This window comes from Leifsonia sp. CL147 (assembly GCF_900114565.1).
Classification (GTDB): Bacteria; Actinomycetota; Actinomycetes; order Actinomycetales; family Microbacteriaceae; genus Leifsonia.
Window position 1 is genome coordinate 67,357 of the sequence record NZ_FOTM01000019.1, and the last position, 15,083, is coordinate 82,439.

Below are 15,083 nucleotides of genomic sequence, written 5' to 3' on the forward strand. Positions count from 1 at the left end.
GACATTGTGGCCCGACTCCGCTGCGAGCGTGAGGGTTTCGGCAGGAACGCGCTACTGGTTCTCGCGCTCGGCGCCGCGGAACACGTCCGGATAGTCGTCCAGCCACGACCAGTGGCTGACCGGCCAGCTGATCACGAACGCCTTGCCGACGACATCCGAGAGCGGGACGAACCCCTTGCCCGGGTCGTTCATGTGATAGCGCGAGTCCGCCGAGTTGTAGCGGTTGTCGCCCATCACCCACACCGTCCCCTGCGGGACCGTGACGTCGAACGACTTCTCGGAGACGGCCTGCTCCCCGGCGGGCAGGAGGACGTACGGCTCCTTCAGCGGCACGCCGTTCACGCTCAGCTGGCCGAGGGCGTTGCAGCAGCTGATGTGGTCTCCCGGCAGGCCGATGAGGCGCTTGACGAGATGCTGGTCCGAGTCGGAGGCGCCCAGACCGACGAAGTCGAGTACGGCCCCGACGCCCTGCTGGAACGCATTGCCCGTCGGCGGGGGCGCCGGCGGCAGCCAGCCGCCCGGATCCTTGAACACGACGACGTCGCCGCGCTGCAGGCCGAAGACCTTCGGCTGCAGCTCGTTCACGATGATCCGGTCATTGATCTGGAGGGTGTTCTCCATCGATCCGGACGGGATGTAGAAGGAGCGGGCGACGAAGGTCTTGATGAGGAACGAGACCAGCACCGCGACCACGAAGATGACCACGACATCCCGCAGCAGCGTCTTCCAGTTGGAGGTGCGCCGGGCGGTGCGGCGCGGACGCGCGGTGGCTGTACTGTCGGTCACAGTCTCTCACCGTAACGTGCTGAGCCTGTGAGCCGCATCCAACCTCGAATGGGTGTCTTGTTCCCTCAGCGACAGGGTGAGAACATCTCACTACGGGTCAGCCGGCACATCCTTCCCGCCGGCGCCCGCCCATCATGCGCAGAGCTTTCGGTCGAGGTAGGCAGGCGACGCGGTTCGGGGGACCGCGCCTGATCCCCGCGTGGGCCGCGCTCGTTCTCGTGGCCGGGGGGCTGCTGGCGGCGCCGCAGCCGGCCGCCGCGGACGAGTGCACTGCGGGATGCGCGGCGCCGTCCTCGACGCCCCTCCCGGCCTCGACGCCCCTCCCGGCCTCGGGCCCGACGACCGATCCGCACGGAGGGGACGACGGAGGGGGGACGGACAAGGATCCGGATCCGAGCTCCACGCCGACTCCCACACCGACACCGACGCCCACGCCTACACCGACGCCGACTCCTACACCGACGCCGACTCCGACGCCGACTCCTACTCCGACGCCCACGCCGACGCCCACTCCCACCCCGACTCCGACACCGACCACCACTCCCGCCCCCGCAGCTCCGCCCGAGCCCGCTCCGGTCGACGAAATCACGCTGTCGGCGCCCGACCTGCCGTCGTTCCAGAACGTCGACCTCGCGCAGCTCCAGCAGGCCGCCCAGCTGGCGAGCGAGCTGGCGGCAGCGCAGCAGCAGCTGGCGGACGCCACGCAGCAGGCGCAGGGCGCGCAGCGCGAGCACGCGCAGGCCCAGGCGACCGCTGACGCCCTGAAGAAGGAGGCCGCTGCCGCCACCAAGCATGCGGAGGGAACGGCCGCCTTCGCCACGGCGCTCATCCGCTCGGCGGGCGCGCACCTGCTGCGGCCGGATCCGCTCGCTGCGGCCCTCACCGGCTCCGGCGGCGACCTCCTCACGAAGCTCGGCGCTGCGGACCGGCTGTCCTCCCTCTCCGCGCAGGCCGATGCCGCGCTCCGCGCCGCCGCGAAGGACAAGAAGAGCGCCGAGGCGATCGCGCAGAAGGCGCAGGGCGCCCGTGACGCCGCCTCCGCCATCGACGTCCAGGCCAGCGCCCAGGCGGTCGAGTCGGCTCAGCAGCAGGTCAACGCCGCGTCCGCCGCCCTCGCAGCGACGCCGACCGTGATCGCCGCCGGCTCGAACTTCCAGGTGCTCACCTCCGACCCCACGCTGGTGTCGAGTGGATGGGCGCTCCCGGTGCACGGACCGATCACCGACGTGTTCGGTCCGCGTCCTTCCCGTCCGCTCGGGACCGCGCTCTTCCACCCCGGGGATGACCTGGGCGCCGCGTGCGGCACCACGATCTTCGCCGCCGCTGCCGGCACGGTCGAGCGGGCCGGGCCGTTCAGCGGGTACGGCAACTACATCCTCATCGACCACGGCGGCGGAGTGGAGACGGCCTACGGCCACATCCGCGACGGCGGCATCGGGGTGACGATCGGCGAGCACGTGGCCGCCGGCCAACCGATCGCCCAGGTCGGTTCCACGGGCCTGTCGACGGGATGCCACCTCCACTTCGAAGTGCACGTCAACGGGCTCCAGATCGACCCGCAGCCGTTCATGGCCGCGCGCGGCGTGGTGCTCGGGACGCTCTGAGCGCATCCATCCATCGATCCAGAGGCGGGCCCACCTCAGGATTGGCCGGGCACCCGCGCGCAATCGCCGGAGCGGGCGTACCGTTCGAGGCATGACCGAACTCACGGAGCTCGTCGGGACGTGGATGCGGCGTCAGCGCTGGTACTCGACGAAGAATGTCGAGCCGCGGCTGCGGCTGCTCGGATCGTTCGATTCCGGACCGGTGGATGCGCGGCCAGGCGACGGCGACGTCCGCATCACCACCTACTTCTTCTGCGACGACGCTCCGCGCACGCCGCGGGTCTACCAGGTGCCGGTGGTGGCGCGCGCCGGCCGGGACGGCGAGGAGGCGGCCCTGATCGGGGAGGCCGGAGGCCGTTACCTGTACGACGGTCCGACCGAGGAGGCGTACGTCGCCTCCCTGGTGCGGCTGATGACGGGCGCGCAGCGCGCGGAGGGGCGGGCAGCGCTCGCCGAGGGGCACTCGCTGGGCGGGCCGCTGGTGGTGCGATCGTCGCGGCGGCTGACCGGCGAGCAGTCCAACACCTCCATCGTCGGGGAGCTGGAGGGCGGGCGCCCCGCGCTCATCAAGGTGTTCCGCGTGGTGCAGGACGGCGAGAACCCGGACGTCTCCACGCTCGCGGCGCTCACGGCAGGCGGCTCCCGGCGCACCCCGTCGCTGCTCGGCTGGCTGACCGGACGCTGGCCCACCGGGGACGGCGGCATCGCATCCGGAGAACTCGCCCTCATGCAGGACTTCCTGCCGGGCGCGGAGGACGGCTGGGAGCTGGCGGTCAGCGCGGCCGAGCACGGCGAGGACTTCACCGATCGCGCGTTCCAGCTGGGAGCAGGGACGGCTGAGCTGCACCGGCTGATGGCGCACGTGCTCCCCACCAAGCGGGCCACCCGGGAGGATGTGGGCCTCGCTCTCGACGGCATGTTCCGGCGGCTGGCGGTGACGACCACCGAGGTGCCGGAGGTCGAGGAGCTGCGGGCCGGCATCACCGCGGTCTACGAGGAGGCGGCGGCCGCGCCTCTGCCGCTGCTGCAGCGCATCCACGGCGACCTGCACCTGGGGCAGGTGCTGTACTCGCCGGAGCGGGGCTGGCAGTTCATCGACTTCGAGGGCGAGCCGTTGCGGCCGCTCTCGGAGCGGGCGATTCCGGACGCGACGATGCGGGACGTCGCCGGCATGCTGCGCTCGTTCGACTACGTCGCCGGATCGCTCGCGCGGCGCGAGACGCCGATCGACGCCACCGGCTGGACAGCGGCGGCCCGGGCGGCGTACCTGGACGGGTATGCCTCGGTCGCCGGCTCCGAGGTCGAGGACTTCGAGCAGCTGCTGGACGCCTTCGAGCTGGACAAGGCGGTGTACGAGATCGCCTACGAGGCGCGGCACCGGCCCTCGTGGATCCCGATTCCGCTCGCGGCGGTTCAGCGGCTGCTGGCGGCCCGCGCGCTGGAGCTATAGGGCAGCGCGGAGCGGTGCCGCGACGCCAGCGCCGAGGGAGCCTGCGACCGAGGTAACGAACGGCACCGCAACGCAGCGCGGAGCGGTGCCGCGACCCCAGCGCCGAGGGAGCCTGCGACCGAGGTGACGAACGCCAGCGGCACTTCGCGGTCTCAGTGCCCGGTGAAGCCCGGCTTTCGCTTCTCCTGGAAGGCGCGGAAGCCCTCCCGGTAGTCCGCGGTGTCGCGCAAGCGGGACTGCGCGGCGTTCTCCGCCGCGACGGATCCCCAGAGGTCGAGGGAGCCGTCGCGCAGGCCGGCGACGATGCGCTTGCTCGCCAGGAACGCCTCGGTCGCGCCGGAGGCTGCTGCGGTGGCGGCCGCATCCACCTCGTCCCGCAGCTGGGAGGCCGGGAGGGCGCGCGAGAACAGTCCGGCGGCGACGGCTTCGGCGCCGGAGAGCAGGCGGCCCGAGAAGACGAGGTCGAGCGCACGATGGGGGCCCAGCCGCGAGACGAGCAGCCAGTGGCCGCCGGAGTCCAGGGCGGCTCCGAGGGCGGCGAACGGGGAGCCGACCTTGGCGTCCTCGGCGACGTACACGACGTCGGTCATGGCCAGCAGGCCGAGTCCGACCCCGAGGCAGGCGCCGTGCGCGGCCGCGAAGGTCGGTGCGGGGAAGGCCGCGATGCGGCGCAGGAGCGGAGTGACGAGGCCGTCGAGATAGCCGGCGACATCGTCGGTGGCCGGGTCGACGCCGGCGATGTCCCGGCCGGCGCAGAAGGCGCGGCCCTCGCCGCGCAGCACGAGCGCGCGCACGCCGGACGCCTCCGCCTCCGCGTAGGCGGCGGTGAGCTCGCGGAGGTCGCCCGGCCCGAGGGCGTTCAGCCGCTCGGGGGCGTTGAGGGTCACGCGGGCGATGCCGTCGGCGATGTCCAGGTCGATCACGGCGTTCTCCTAGGGGTGGGATGGGGTGGGGTCGGGGCCGGGGGTTCAGACGTCGTAGTCGACCACGACGCGATCGGTGAGTGGATGGGACTGGCACGTCAGCACGTAGCCGCGCTCGAGCTCCTCGGGCTCGAGGGCGTAGTTCTCCGTCATCCGCACGTCACCCGAGACGAGCCGTGCGCGACAGGTGCCGCAGACACCGCCGGTGCAGGCGAACGGCACATCCGGGCGCACCCGCAGGGCGGCGTTGAGGACGGACTCGTTCGCATCCACCGGCGTGGTCACGGTCGAGGTCAGCCCGTCGAGCCGGAACTCGATCTCGGCCGTGCGCTCGCCCTCGTGCACGACGACCGGGTGGCCGACATCGCCGCGCGGCTCGCCCGGCTCGCCGGTGGTGAACAGCTCGAAGTGGATGCGCTCGCGCGCCACCCCGTACTCCTCGAGAACGTCGCGGCACAGCTGGACGAGCTCGAACGGTCCGCACAGGAACCACTCGTCGACGGTGTCTGGCGGGAGCAGCGTGTCCAGCATCCGCCGCAGTCGCTCCTCGTCGATCCGGCCGGAGAGCAGCGGCGCAGACCGCTGCTCGCGCGACAGCACGTGGTGCAGCGCGAGGCGTGCCGGGTAGCGGTCCTTCAGATCGGCGAGCTCCTCCAGGAACATCACGTCGACGGCGGTGCGGTTGGTGTAGACGAGCGTGAAGCTGGAGGTGGAGGATGCGGCGAGAACACTGCCGGCGAGTGCCATCAGCGGGGTGATACCCGAGCCGGCGGCGATGCCGGCGATGTGCCGGTCCTGCATGCGCTCGGAATCGAGAGTGAAGGTGCCCTGCGGGCTCATCACGTCGATCGCATCCCCCGGGCGGAGCTCGCTCGTGGCCCAGGTGGAGAACGCGCCGCCGAGGTCGCGCTTGATGGCCACGCTGATCCGTCCGGGCTCCGGCGGCCGGCACAGCGAGTAGCTGCGGCGCAGCTCGCGGCCGTCGACGTGGGCGCGCAGCGCGACGTGCTGGCCGGGCAGGTAGTCGTACTCGCCGCGCAACTCGTCGGGGACGGCGAAGGTCACCTCGACGCTCGCCGCTGTGAGCGGACGCACCTCCGCCACGGGCAGGCTGTGGAACCGGGCGCGCGCCATCAGGCGGCCCTCACAGCGCTTTGAAGTGGTCGAAGGGCTCGCCGCAGGCGCGGCAGACGAACAGCGCCTTGCACGAGGTCGAGCCGAAGTGCGCCACCTCCCGGGTGTCGAGGGAGCCGCAGTGCGGGCACTTCACCGACAGGCGGAGGCTGACCGGGCCGGCGGCGGAAGGCGGGGCGATCCCGTACTCCTTCAGCGCCGTGCGACCGGCGGCGCTGATCCAGTCGGTCGTCCAGGCGGGAGACAGCGTGAGACGGACGCGCACCTCGCTGAAGCCTGCGGAGGTCAGGGCGCGCACCACATCCTCGCGGATCGCATCCATCGCCGGGCAGCCGGAGTAGGTCGGCGTGATGACGACCTCGACGCCGTCGTCGCCGACCGTGACCTCGCGCAGCACGCCGAGATCGTCGATGGTGAGGACGGGCACCTCCGGGTCGACCACGGCGGCGGCGGCCGACCACGCGCGCGCCGCGTCCGCATGATGCGTCACCATGATGCCCCCGGATGCTGCCTGGCCAGCACCTGGAGCTCGGCGAGCAGCGGTGCCAGGTGTTCGGAGTGCCGTCCCCGCCGGCCGCCGCCGGCCGCGTGGAAGGCGGTGGGCGGCTCCAGCCCGGCCTCGGCGAGGACCGGCGCGATATCGGCGTCGAACGGCTCGCGCAGGGTGGAGGGACGGACGGCGATGCCCTCCAGCGCGTCGAAGAGCGGCTCGGGCGCGTCCGCGCCGGCGATCGGCGCCGAATCGTCCGAGAAGAGCTCGTCCACGTACGGCCAGAGGTCCTCCAGGGCGAGGAGGGTGCGGCGGCGGGACTCGTCCGTGCCGAGCGCCAGGCGCAGCATCCACTGGTCGGCGTGATCGCGGTGGTAGTCGACCTCCTTCACGGCTTTCGCTGCGACGCCCGCGAGCACCGGATCGGTGGAGGCGCGCAGCCGGTCGTAGAGGACGTACAGGTAGTGGGAGGCTGCGAACTGCCGCACGATCGTGTGCGCGAAGTCGCCGTTCGGCTGCTCGAACAGGTGCGCGGAGCGGAACTCGCCCTCGTCGCGCCAGTAGGCCAGGTCGTCCTCGGTCCGGCCCGAGGCCGAGCCCGCGTAGCGGAGCAGGGAGCGGGCGTGCCCGAGGAGGTCGAGCGCGATGTTGGCGAGGGCCACATCCTCCTCCAGCTCCGGCGCGCGGGTGATCCAGCCGCCGAGGCGCTGGGCGAGCACGAGGGCGTCGTCGCCGAGCCGGAGGGCGTACTCGGCGACCAGGGGGGAGGCGGGGGTGTCGGAGGCGACGAACTCGTCGGAGAGGAGGACGGCGCTCAACTCGACCCGGCCGTGCTCGTCGGTGTTGTGGTCGGTGCTGCTCCCAGCGGCGCTCGACTCTTCGGCGCTCGACTCTTCGGTGCTCGACTCTTCGGTGTCGGTCACAGGTGCTTCACCCCCTCGGCGGCGGTGTAATACGTCGCGTGCCGGAAGTTCTTGCCCTCCGGCGAGGTGAAGAAGGCGTCCTTCGCATCCGGGTCGCTGGCGGTGATCCGATCGGAGCGGACCACCCAGATCGAGACGCCCTCGCCGCGGCGCGTGTACAGGTCCCGGGCGTTCCGGAGGGCGAGCTGCTCATCCGGAGCGTGCAGCGAGCCGACATGGACGTGGCTGAGCCCGCGGGACGCACGCACGAACACCTCCCACAGCGGCCACGGCTCCGCGTTCATGCGACGGCCTCCGCGGCTCCGGGATGCGCGCGCTTGGCCGCATAGGCGGCGGCGGCATCCCGCACCCAGCGTCCCTCCTCGTGCGCCTCGCGCCGGCGCTGCATCCGCTGGGCGTTGCAGGGCCCGCGCCCGGCGATGACCTCCTGCAGCTCGCTCCAGTCGATCGGCCCGAGGTCGTACGCCTGCCGCTCCTCGTTCCAGCGGAGGTCGGCGTCGGGCAGGATGACGCCGAGCGCCTCGGCCTGCGGAACGAGCATGGCGACGAACCGCTGCCGCAGCTCGTCATTGGAGAACCGCTTGATGTGCCAGGCCATCGACCGGGCCGAGTTCGGGGAGTCCGCGTCGGGCGGCCCGAACATCATCAGCGACGGCCAGTACCAGCGGTCCACCGCATCCTGAGCCATCCGCTGCTGCTCCGGGGTTCCGTGCATGAGGGACAGCAGGATCTCGAATCCCTGCCGCTGATGGAAGGACTCCTCCTTGCAGATGCGGACCATCGCGCGGCCGTAGGGGGCGTACGAGCAGCGGCACAGTGGCACCTGGTTGCAGATCGCGGCGCCGTCCACCAGCCAGCCGATCGCGCCGATGTCGGCCCAGCTGAGGGTGGGGTAGTTGAAGATGGAGGAGTACTTCGCGCGGCCCGCGAGCAACTGGTCGGTCAGCTCGTCGCGGGTGATGCCGAGGGTCTCGGTGGCGGAGTAGAGGTACAGGCCGTGGCCCGCCTCATCCTGCACCTTGGCCATCAGGATCGCTTTGCGCTTCAGGCTCGGGGCGCGGCTGATCCAGTTGGCCTCCGGCTGCATCCCGATGATCTCGGAGTGGGCGTGCTGCGACATCTGGCGGATGAGCGTGCGGCGGTAGTCGTCGGGCATCCAGTCGCGCGGCTCGATGCGGGAGTCGGCGGCGATGAGCTCGTCGAAGCGGGCCTGGCCGGTGGGCGGGGCCTCCGTGGTGGTCGTCATCGACCCTCCTGTCGCAGATCATTTACTTACTGATCGTTCGTTCAGTATATCCGGAACGCGGGGCTGCGTGCCAGACTGAACGCGTGACCGAGATCGCCGACGCGGGGCCCGCCGACGCTGCCGACGCTGGCACGGCCGACGCTGCCGGTGTCGAGGCGCTCCGCCGCGGGCGGCCGGGGTACGACCAGCGCGGCATCCTCGAGGTGGCGGTGGCCGCCTTCAACGAGCACGGCTACGACGCGACCTCGATCGGGATGCTCGCCGACCGGCTCGGGCTGTCGAAGTCCGCGATCTACCATCACGTCGCCTCCAAGGAGGAGCTGCTCCGGCTGGCCCTCGACGAGGCGCTCGACGGCTTGGAGGGGGTGCTCCTGGCGCCCGAGGCGACGACCGGCGCGGCCGCGGATCGCCTCGCCTTCGTGCTGCGTGGGGCCGTGCGCGTGCTCGCCGACCGGCTGCCGTACGTCACGCTGCTGCTGCGGGTGCGCGGCAACACCGACGTGGAGCGCGCCGCCCTCGCTCGCCGGCGCGACTTCGACCACGCCGTCGCCGCGCTCGTCGCCGAGGCCCGCGACGAGGGCTCCCTGCGTACCGACGCCGACCCGGCCGTCGTCGCCCGCCTCCTCTTCGGGATGATCAACTCCCTCACCGAGTGGTACACCCCCGAGGGCCCCCTCACCCCCGACGACCTCGCCGCCACCATCCTCGCCCTCGCCCTGCGCTGACCCCCGTCCCGCTGCGCTCACCCCCCACCGTCGAGTCCGCAGAGATTGCACGTTTCGCACGGCGTGTCGCGTAAGTCTTGGTGTACTCGACGGTGGGGGGTGAGCGCAGGAGGGGGTGCGCTACTTGGCGACGAGGGTGAGGACGTCGTAGGTGGCGACGAGCTCGTCGCGCTGGTTGAGGATGCGCGCATCCCAGCGGACCTCGCCGTACGGGTCGGTCTCGCGCGGGGTGATCTGCTTGGCGGTCAGGGCGACGCGGATGCTGTCGCCGGGGACGACGGGCGTCAGGAAACGCAGGTCCTCCAGCCCGTAGTTGGCGAGCACCGGCCCGGGCGCCGGGTCGACGAACAGGCCGGCGGCCCACGACACGAGCAGGTAGCCGTGCGCGACCCGGCCGGGGAAGAACGGATTCGCGGCCGCCGCCTCTTCGTCCATGTGCGCATAGAAGGTGTCGCCCGTGAATGCTGCGAACGTCTCGATGTCCTCGAGCGTCACCCGGCGCGACTCCGACAGCACCTGGTCGCCGATGCGCAGGGTCTCCAGCGACTTGCGGAAGGGATGCGGCGCCTCCGCGGACGCCGCAGCGCCCGGATGCCACACCCCGGTGATCGCGGTGAGCAGGTCCGGCGAGCCCTGCAACGCAGTCCGCTGCATGTGGTGCAGCACCGCGCGGATCCCGCCCAGCTCTTCGCCGCCTCCCGCACGCCCGGGTCCGCCGTGCACGAGGTGCGGCATCGGCGAGCCGTGTCCCGTCGAGGTACGGGCGTCGTCTCGGTCGAGGACGAGGATGCGGCCGTTGTAGGCGGCGGACCCGAGCACGAGCGTCCGCGCGAAGTCGGCGTCGTGCGTCGCGACACTCGTCACCAGGGAGCCGCCGCCCCGCGCGACGAGCGCCACCGCCTCTTCGGCCGTCTCGTACGCCAGCACGCTCGCGACCGGTCCGAACGCCTCGACGGTGTGCGCTTCGGGCGTCCACGGGTCGGCGAAGTGCAGCAGCAGCGGCGCGACGAAGGCACCTTCCGGCGCTGCGCCGAGGGTCCCGTCCGCCCGCTGCACGGTCGGCTGATCGAGGCCGCCGATGACGAGCTCGCCGCCCGCGCCGACGAGCCGCGCGACCTGCCGCAGCACCTCCTCGCGCTGGATGCGCGAGGCGAGCGGCCCCATCGTCACGCCCTCCGCGCGCGGATCGCCGAGGACGACGCGCGACGCGATCCGCTCCCGCACGGCGGCGGTGACGTCCTCGACGAGCGCAGCCGGCACGATCGCGCGGCGGATGGCCGTGCACTTCTGTCCCGACTTGGCCGTCAGCTCGGTGACCAGGCTCTTCACGTACGCGTCGAACTCCGGCGTCCCGGTCACCGCGTCCGGTCCGAGCACCGAGGCGTTGATGGAGTCGGTCTCGCTCGTGAACCGCACGCCGCCGGTCTGCACCGAGTCGTGCGCACGCAGCCGTTCGGCGGTGGATGCGGACCCTGTGAAGGCGACCAGGTCGCCGAGCCGCAGGTGGTCGAACAGGCCGGGGACGGATCCGCTCACCAGCTGGAGGGCACCGGCCGGCAGCAGGCCGGACTCGACCATGATCCGCACGGCCGCTTCGGCGATGAACGCAGTGGGCGTCGCGGGCTTCACGAGCGTCGGCATACCGGCCAGGAACGAGGGTGCGAGCTTCTCGAGCATCCCCCAGACCGGGAAGTTGAAGGCGTTGATCTGCACCGCGACGCCCGGCAGCCGCGTGTAGACGTGCCGGCCGAGGAAGCTGCCGTCCTTCGACAGCTGCTCCGCCGGTCCATCGAGGACGACCTGGGCGTTCGGCAGCTCGCGGCGTCCCTTCGATCCGTACGTGAACATCGCGCCGATGCCCCCGTCGACGTCGATCCAGGCATCCGCCCGCGTCGATCCGGCCTGCGCCGACAGCCCATACAGCTCGTCCTTGCGCTCGGTCAGAGCCTGCGCGAGCTGCTTGAGGAGGAGGGCGCGCTGGTGGAAGGTGAGCTCGCCGAGCGAACGCTGGCCCACGGTCCTCGCGTACTCGAGCGCGCCGGCGAGGTCGACCCCGGTGGTGCTCACCTGGGCGATCAGCTCGCCGGTGGAGGCGTCGAGCACGTCGGCGGCTCCGTCGGCGGCGCCGTCGGCGTTGTCAGGCGTCGACCATCCATCGCGGAGATAGCTGGGCAGGATCATCGGACTCCTCCTGAAATCGAAGCATGAAGGGATGCGTAAGCTGGCCGGATGGCAGACGACGACTGGACGATCGAACTGGGCGAGCTCGACGAGAAGATGGGCGTGCGCATCCTGGAGCAGTCCGCCGAGCGCGTAGTGGCGACGATGCCCGTGGAGGGCAACCGCCAGTCCTTCGGACTGCTGCACGGCGGCGCCTCGGTCGCGTTCGCGGAGGCGCTCGGGTCGTGGGCGGCGGTCATCCATGCGGGCCCCGGACGCAGCGCGGTCGGCGTGGACATCAACGCGACGCACCACCGGGCGGTCCGCTCGGGCCTGGTGACCGGGGTCGCGACGGCGATCAAGCTGGGCCGGACGATCGCGTCCCACGAGGTCGTGGTGACGGATGAGGACGGCAACCGGATCTGCACGGCCCGGATCACGAACCTCATTCTGGACGCTCCGGCTCCGTAGCAGGCGGGGTGCCGGCGGGCGGCTCCGGCGGCGCCGGGCGATCCGTAAGGAGGGGGACGTCGGCGGTCCCGTCGCCCCAGGAGAAGAACCCCTGGCCGGACTTCCGCCCGAGCATCCCCTCGGCGACCATGTGACGCAGCAGCGCGGGCGGCTGGAACCGGGGCCCCAGCTCGCGCGCGAGGTACTCCGCGATGTCGAGCCGCACATCCAGTCCGACCAGATCGGTGAGTCGCAGCGGACCGACGGGATGCTTGTAGCCGAGCGTCATCGCCGTGTCGATGTCCTCGGCGGTCGCGACGCCCTCCTCGACCATCCGGATCGCCTCCAGCCCGAGCAGCACGCCGAGCCGCGAGGAGGCGAACCCGGGGGAGTTGCGGACGGCGATCGCGGTCTTGCCGAGCGCAGCGATCCAGCGCTCCGCCGAACGCACTGTGGATGGTGCGGTGGCCTTCCCGAGGACGATCTCGACGAGAGCCGAGGCGGGGACCGGGTTGAAGAAGTGCAGGCCGAGGAAGGCGTCCGGGCGCCGGAGGCCGGCGGCGAGGGCGTCGATCGACAGGGACGATGTGTTCGTCGCGAGCACCGCATCCACGGGCAGCAGGTCCTCGGCCCGGCGCAGGGCCCGCCGCTTGAAGTCGAGGACTTCCGGGACCGCCTCGACGGCGAGCCCGGCACCCGCGAGCGCCTCCCAGGTGACCGTCACGAGCAGCCGCGCGGGGTCCGGTGCCACCGCGCCGCGGCGGACGCTGCCCTCCACGGCTTCGAGGATGCGGTCGCGCGCCTCCGCTGCGGCCGAGGCGTCGCGTTCGATCACGGCGACGTCGGCGCCGGCCATGACGAACGCGTGGGCGATCCCGGAGCCCATCCGGCCGCCGCCGATGACGGCGATGCGTGCCGGGAGGGATGCGCTCGCCGGCGTGCCGGTAGCTGGTGTCGGTGTCATCGCGTCCTCCGTTCCAGGAACTCCGTCATCCGCCGCCGCTTCTCGGGCGACGCGAACAGCTCCGCCTGCGCCTCCCGCTCGGCGGAGGGATGCTCGGCGAGCGGCGCTCGCAGCACCCGCTTCGTCCACATGGTCGCCCGGGGGTCCTTCGCGGCGATCCGGTCCGCGAGCGCGTGCGCGGCGGCGAGCAGGTCCTCCGGCTCGTGGAGCGAGGACACCAGGCCGGCTGCGAGGGCCTCCGCACCATCCAGGAGCCGTCCGGTCAGCACGAGCTCGGTCGCCAGCGGCAGCCCGACCAGCTGAGGGAGCCGCCAGAGCGCGCCGGCGGCCGCGATGATCCCCAGTCCCGTCTCGGGGTTGCCGATCCGCAGTCGTGGAGTGCCGATGCGCAGGTCGGCCGCGTAGGCGAGCTCGGCGCCGCCGCCGAGCGCGTAGCCGTCGAGGGCCGCGATGACCGGCATCGGGAGCTCGGCGATCCGGGAGAAGACCGTGTCGTTGATGCCGTGGCGCGCATCCTCGGCGGTCCGCTCCCGCAGCTCGGCGATGTCGGCGCCGGAGGCGAACACGCCGCCGGATCCGGTGATGATCAGGATGCGCTGCTCCACCTCGAGCCGCGCGCACACCCGGTGCAGCTCATCCACCATCCGCTGGTCGATCGCGTTGCGGCGCTCCGGGCGGTCGAGCGTGACGACGACGCGGTCGTCGCGCTCCTCCACGGTCAGGCTGTGCTCGTCCGTCATACCGCCTCCACGATGAGGGAGGTGCCCTGGCCGACCCCGACGCACATGGTCGCCAGGCCGTAGCGGGAGCCTTCCCGCTCCATCCGGCCGAGCAGCGTGACGAGGATGCGCGACCCGCTCGAACCGAGCGCGTGACCGAGGGCGATGGCGCCGCCGTCGGCGTTGACGCGCGCGGGATCGAATCCCAGGCGGCGGATGCACGCGATGGCCTGGCTGGCGAAGGCCTCGTTCAGCTCGATGGCGCCCAGGGCGCTCACGTCCAGCCGGGCGCGGTCGAGGGCCTTCCGCGTGGCGGGGACCGGGCCGAGGCCCATGACCTCCGGTGCGACGCCCGCGCTCGCCGCGGCGACGATGCGCGCGCGCGGCTGCAGGCCGTACTGCTCCACGGCGCGGGCGCTGGCGACGACGATCGCCGACGCGCCGTCGTTCAGCGGCGACGCGTTGCCCGCCGTGACGACGCTGCCGCCGGGGACGACCGGCGTCAGGCGCGCGAGCGCCTCCGCGCTGGTGTCGCGGCGGATGCCCTCGTCGGCGGTCACGCGGCCGCTCGGCGTCTCGACCGCGACGAGTTCGGCGTCGAAGCGTCCGGCGTCCGCGGCGGCGGCCGCCCGGCGGTGACTCTCGAGGGCGAACGCGTCCGCCTCCTCCCGGCCGATCCCGTCGATCCGTGCCACCTCCTCCGCCGTCTCCGGCATCGTGTAGGTGGCCTTGTCGCGCTCGAGCAGCCGGGGGTTGGCGAACCGCCAGCCGATCGACGTGTCGTACTGGGGGCCGGGACGCGTCCACGGCTTCTCCGGCTTGCCCTGCACCCAGGGGGCGCGCGTCATCGACTCGACGCCGCCGGCCACGAGCAGGTCGGCATCCCCGGCCCGGATGGCCTGCGCGGCCTGGATGACCGCGGTCAGTCCGGAGGCGCACAGCCGGTTCACGGTCATCGCCGGGACCTCGTCCGGGAGCCCGGCGAGCAGGACCGCCATCCGGGCGACGTTCCGGTTGTCCTCCCCGGCCTGGTTGGCGGCGCCGAGGATCACTTCATCGAGTCCCTCGGCGGGTGCGGCCGCGCGCTGGAGCGCCTCGGCGACGACGAGCGCGGCGAGGTCGTCGGGCCGCACTCCGGCCAGCACGCCGCCGTACCGGCCCACGGGCGTGCGCACCCCGCCGACGAGGTAGGCCTCTGCCATCGCTGCCCTCTTCCTCGAACGCGACGAATTACCGAACGATCGTTCAGCAATGTCATCGTCGCAGAATCCCGACCCCTGGGCAACCCGCCGGGCGCGTGCGTCGCCCGCGTCGGTGGGCGTCCGTCGGTGGGCGTGCGTCGGTGGGCGTGCGTCGGCGGGCGTGCGTCGGTCTCCTCCCGAGATTCGTCACGAATGTGCGGTTCAGCGCGGCTCAGGGCGACATTCGTCACGAATGTCTCCGTCTCGGTACTCGCGCGTCAACGGCGCTGGGGCGACATTCGTCACGAATGTGCGTTTCAGCGCGGCT

15 protein-coding genes are annotated in these 15,083 nt (G+C 72.2%); 4 read left to right on the top strand and 11 right to left on the bottom strand.

The genetic code is table 11. The features are described 5' to 3' along the window. Nucleotides 1-51 precede the first annotated feature (51 nt). Nucleotides 52-786 (bottom strand): signal peptidase I, encoded by a 735-nt coding sequence (gene lepB / locus BM287_RS14825; RefSeq protein WP_244528340.1) that lies wholly within the window; start codon nt 784-786, stop codon nt 52-54. A 218-nt stretch (nt 787-1,004) separates the two neighbouring features. On the opposite strand from lepB, the gene BM287_RS14830 reads away from it, so the two are divergent. Both BM287_RS14830 and BM287_RS14835 read left to right on the top strand, forming a co-directional pair. After that, nucleotides 1,005-2,390, top strand: coding sequence for a M23 family metallopeptidase (locus BM287_RS14830; RefSeq protein ID WP_244528342.1), 1,386 nt, complete (start codon nt 1,005-1,007; stop codon nt 2,388-2,390). Nucleotides 2,391-2,481: 91 nt separating this feature from the next. Further along, nucleotides 2,482-3,840 carry a maltokinase N-terminal cap-like domain-containing protein gene (locus BM287_RS14835; RefSeq protein WP_090040808.1) on the top strand — a complete coding sequence of 453 codons (1,359 nt, stop codon included), beginning with the start codon at nt 2,482-2,484 and terminating at the stop codon, nt 3,838-3,840. A gap of 152 nt (nt 3,841-3,992) precedes the next feature. Here the strand turns inward: BM287_RS14835 and BM287_RS14840 are convergent, their stop codons facing one another. From BM287_RS14840 to paaA, 6 genes are all read right to left on the bottom strand, one after another. Continuing rightward, the gene (locus BM287_RS14840; RefSeq protein ID WP_090040807.1) at nt 3,993-4,763 is read right to left on the bottom strand and encodes an enoyl-CoA hydratase/isomerase family protein; all 771 of its coding nucleotides are present in this window, start codon (nt 4,761-4,763) and stop codon (nt 3,993-3,995) included. A 45-nt stretch (nt 4,764-4,808) separates the two neighbouring features. After that, nucleotides 4,809-5,897 carry a 1,2-phenylacetyl-CoA epoxidase subunit PaaE gene (gene paaE / locus BM287_RS14845; protein WP_090040804.1) on the bottom strand — a complete coding sequence of 363 codons (1,089 nt, stop codon included), beginning with the start codon at nt 5,895-5,897 and terminating at the stop codon, nt 4,809-4,811. Nucleotides 5,898-5,907: 10 nt separating this feature from the next. Beyond that, nucleotides 5,908-6,390, bottom strand: coding sequence for a 1,2-phenylacetyl-CoA epoxidase subunit PaaD (paaD, locus tag BM287_RS14850; RefSeq protein WP_090040802.1), 483 nt, complete (start codon nt 6,388-6,390; stop codon nt 5,908-5,910). Then, complete coding sequence (paaC, locus tag BM287_RS14855) at nt 6,384-7,205, bottom strand: 1,2-phenylacetyl-CoA epoxidase subunit PaaC (protein ID WP_090040948.1); 822 nt, start codon at nt 7,203-7,205, stop codon at nt 6,384-6,386. Before paaC ends, paaD begins: the two co-directional genes overlap by 7 nt. Before the next feature lie 101 nt (nt 7,206-7,306). Continuing rightward, nucleotides 7,307-7,594 carry a 1,2-phenylacetyl-CoA epoxidase subunit PaaB gene (gene paaB / locus BM287_RS14860; RefSeq protein WP_090040801.1) on the bottom strand — a complete coding sequence of 96 codons (288 nt, stop codon included), beginning with the start codon at nt 7,592-7,594 and terminating at the stop codon, nt 7,307-7,309. Continuing rightward, a complete protein-coding gene (gene paaA / locus BM287_RS14865; protein ID WP_090040799.1) occupies nt 7,591-8,556 on the bottom strand; it encodes a 1,2-phenylacetyl-CoA epoxidase subunit PaaA in 966 nt (321 codons plus the stop codon). The genes paaB and paaA overlap by 4 nt, the downstream gene beginning before the upstream one ends. A gap of 194 nt (nt 8,557-8,750) precedes the next feature. Here paaA and BM287_RS14870 point away from each other — a divergent pair, with 194 nt between their 5' ends. Beyond that, entirely contained in the window at nt 8,751-9,281 is a 531-nt protein-coding gene (locus tag BM287_RS14870) for a TetR/AcrR family transcriptional regulator (RefSeq protein ID WP_244528343.1), read from the top strand. Between the two features lie 120 nt (nt 9,282-9,401). Here the strand turns inward: BM287_RS14870 and paaZ are convergent, their stop codons facing one another. After that, a complete protein-coding gene (gene paaZ, locus BM287_RS14875) occupies nt 9,402-11,462 on the bottom strand; it encodes a phenylacetic acid degradation bifunctional protein PaaZ (RefSeq protein WP_090040798.1) in 2,061 nt (686 codons plus the stop codon). 48 nt (nt 11,463-11,510) lie between these two features. On the opposite strand from paaZ, the gene BM287_RS14880 reads away from it, so the two are divergent. After that, on the top strand, nt 11,511-11,912 hold the full coding sequence (locus tag BM287_RS14880) for a PaaI family thioesterase (protein WP_090040797.1): 402 nt from the start codon (nt 11,511-11,513) through the stop codon (nt 11,910-11,912). Here BM287_RS14880 and BM287_RS14885 read toward each other — a convergent pair. The 3 genes from BM287_RS14885 to BM287_RS14895 are packed head-to-tail and all read right to left on the bottom strand — an operon-like array spanning nt 11,887 to nt 14,776. After that, a complete protein-coding gene (locus tag BM287_RS14885; protein ID WP_090040795.1) occupies nt 11,887-12,855 on the bottom strand; it encodes a 3-hydroxyacyl-CoA dehydrogenase family protein in 969 nt (322 codons plus the stop codon). The two genes, BM287_RS14880 and BM287_RS14885, sit on opposite strands and share 26 nt — an antisense overlap. Beyond that, nucleotides 12,852-13,595: an enoyl-CoA hydratase/isomerase family protein gene (locus tag BM287_RS14890; RefSeq protein ID WP_090040793.1), complete on the bottom strand. Its 744-nt coding sequence runs from the start codon at nt 13,593-13,595 to the stop codon at nt 12,852-12,854. Before BM287_RS14890 ends, BM287_RS14885 begins: the two co-directional genes overlap by 4 nt. Then, a complete protein-coding gene (locus BM287_RS14895) occupies nt 13,592-14,776 on the bottom strand; it encodes a thiolase family protein (RefSeq protein WP_090040791.1) in 1,185 nt (394 codons plus the stop codon). The genes BM287_RS14890 and BM287_RS14895 overlap by 4 nt, the downstream gene beginning before the upstream one ends. Nucleotides 14,777-15,083 lie beyond the last annotated feature (307 nt).

What these genes read in the sequence shown, in the direction of transcription:
- BM287_RS14835 (WP_090040808.1), top strand. Translation starts at nt 2,482, where the DNA reads ATGACCGAACTCACGGAGCTCGTCGGGACGTGGATGCGGCGTCAGCGC.
- BM287_RS14895 (WP_090040791.1), bottom strand. Translation starts at nt 14,776, where the DNA reads ATGGCAGAGGCCTACCTCGTCGGCGGGGTGCGCACGCCCGTGGGCCGG.
- BM287_RS14880 (WP_090040797.1), top strand. Translation starts at nt 11,511, where the DNA reads ATGGCAGACGACGACTGGACGATCGAACTGGGCGAGCTCGACGAGAAG.
- BM287_RS14885 (WP_090040795.1), bottom strand. Translation starts at nt 12,855, where the DNA reads ATGACACCGACACCAGCTACCGGCACGCCGGCGAGCGCATCCCTCCCG.
- paaD (WP_090040802.1), bottom strand. Translation starts at nt 6,390, where the DNA reads ATGGTGACGCATCATGCGGACGCGGCGCGCGCGTGGTCGGCCGCCGCC.
- BM287_RS14890 (WP_090040793.1), bottom strand. Translation starts at nt 13,595, where the DNA reads ATGACGGACGAGCACAGCCTGACCGTGGAGGAGCGCGACGACCGCGTC.
- paaA (WP_090040799.1), bottom strand. Translation starts at nt 8,556, where the DNA reads ATGACGACCACCACGGAGGCCCCGCCCACCGGCCAGGCCCGCTTCGAC.
- paaZ (WP_090040798.1), bottom strand. Translation starts at nt 11,462, where the DNA reads ATGATCCTGCCCAGCTATCTCCGCGATGGATGGTCGACGCCTGACAAC.
- paaB (WP_090040801.1), bottom strand. Translation starts at nt 7,594, where the DNA reads ATGAACGCGGAGCCGTGGCCGCTGTGGGAGGTGTTCGTGCGTGCGTCC.
- paaE (WP_090040804.1), bottom strand. Translation starts at nt 5,897, where the DNA reads ATGGCGCGCGCCCGGTTCCACAGCCTGCCCGTGGCGGAGGTGCGTCCG.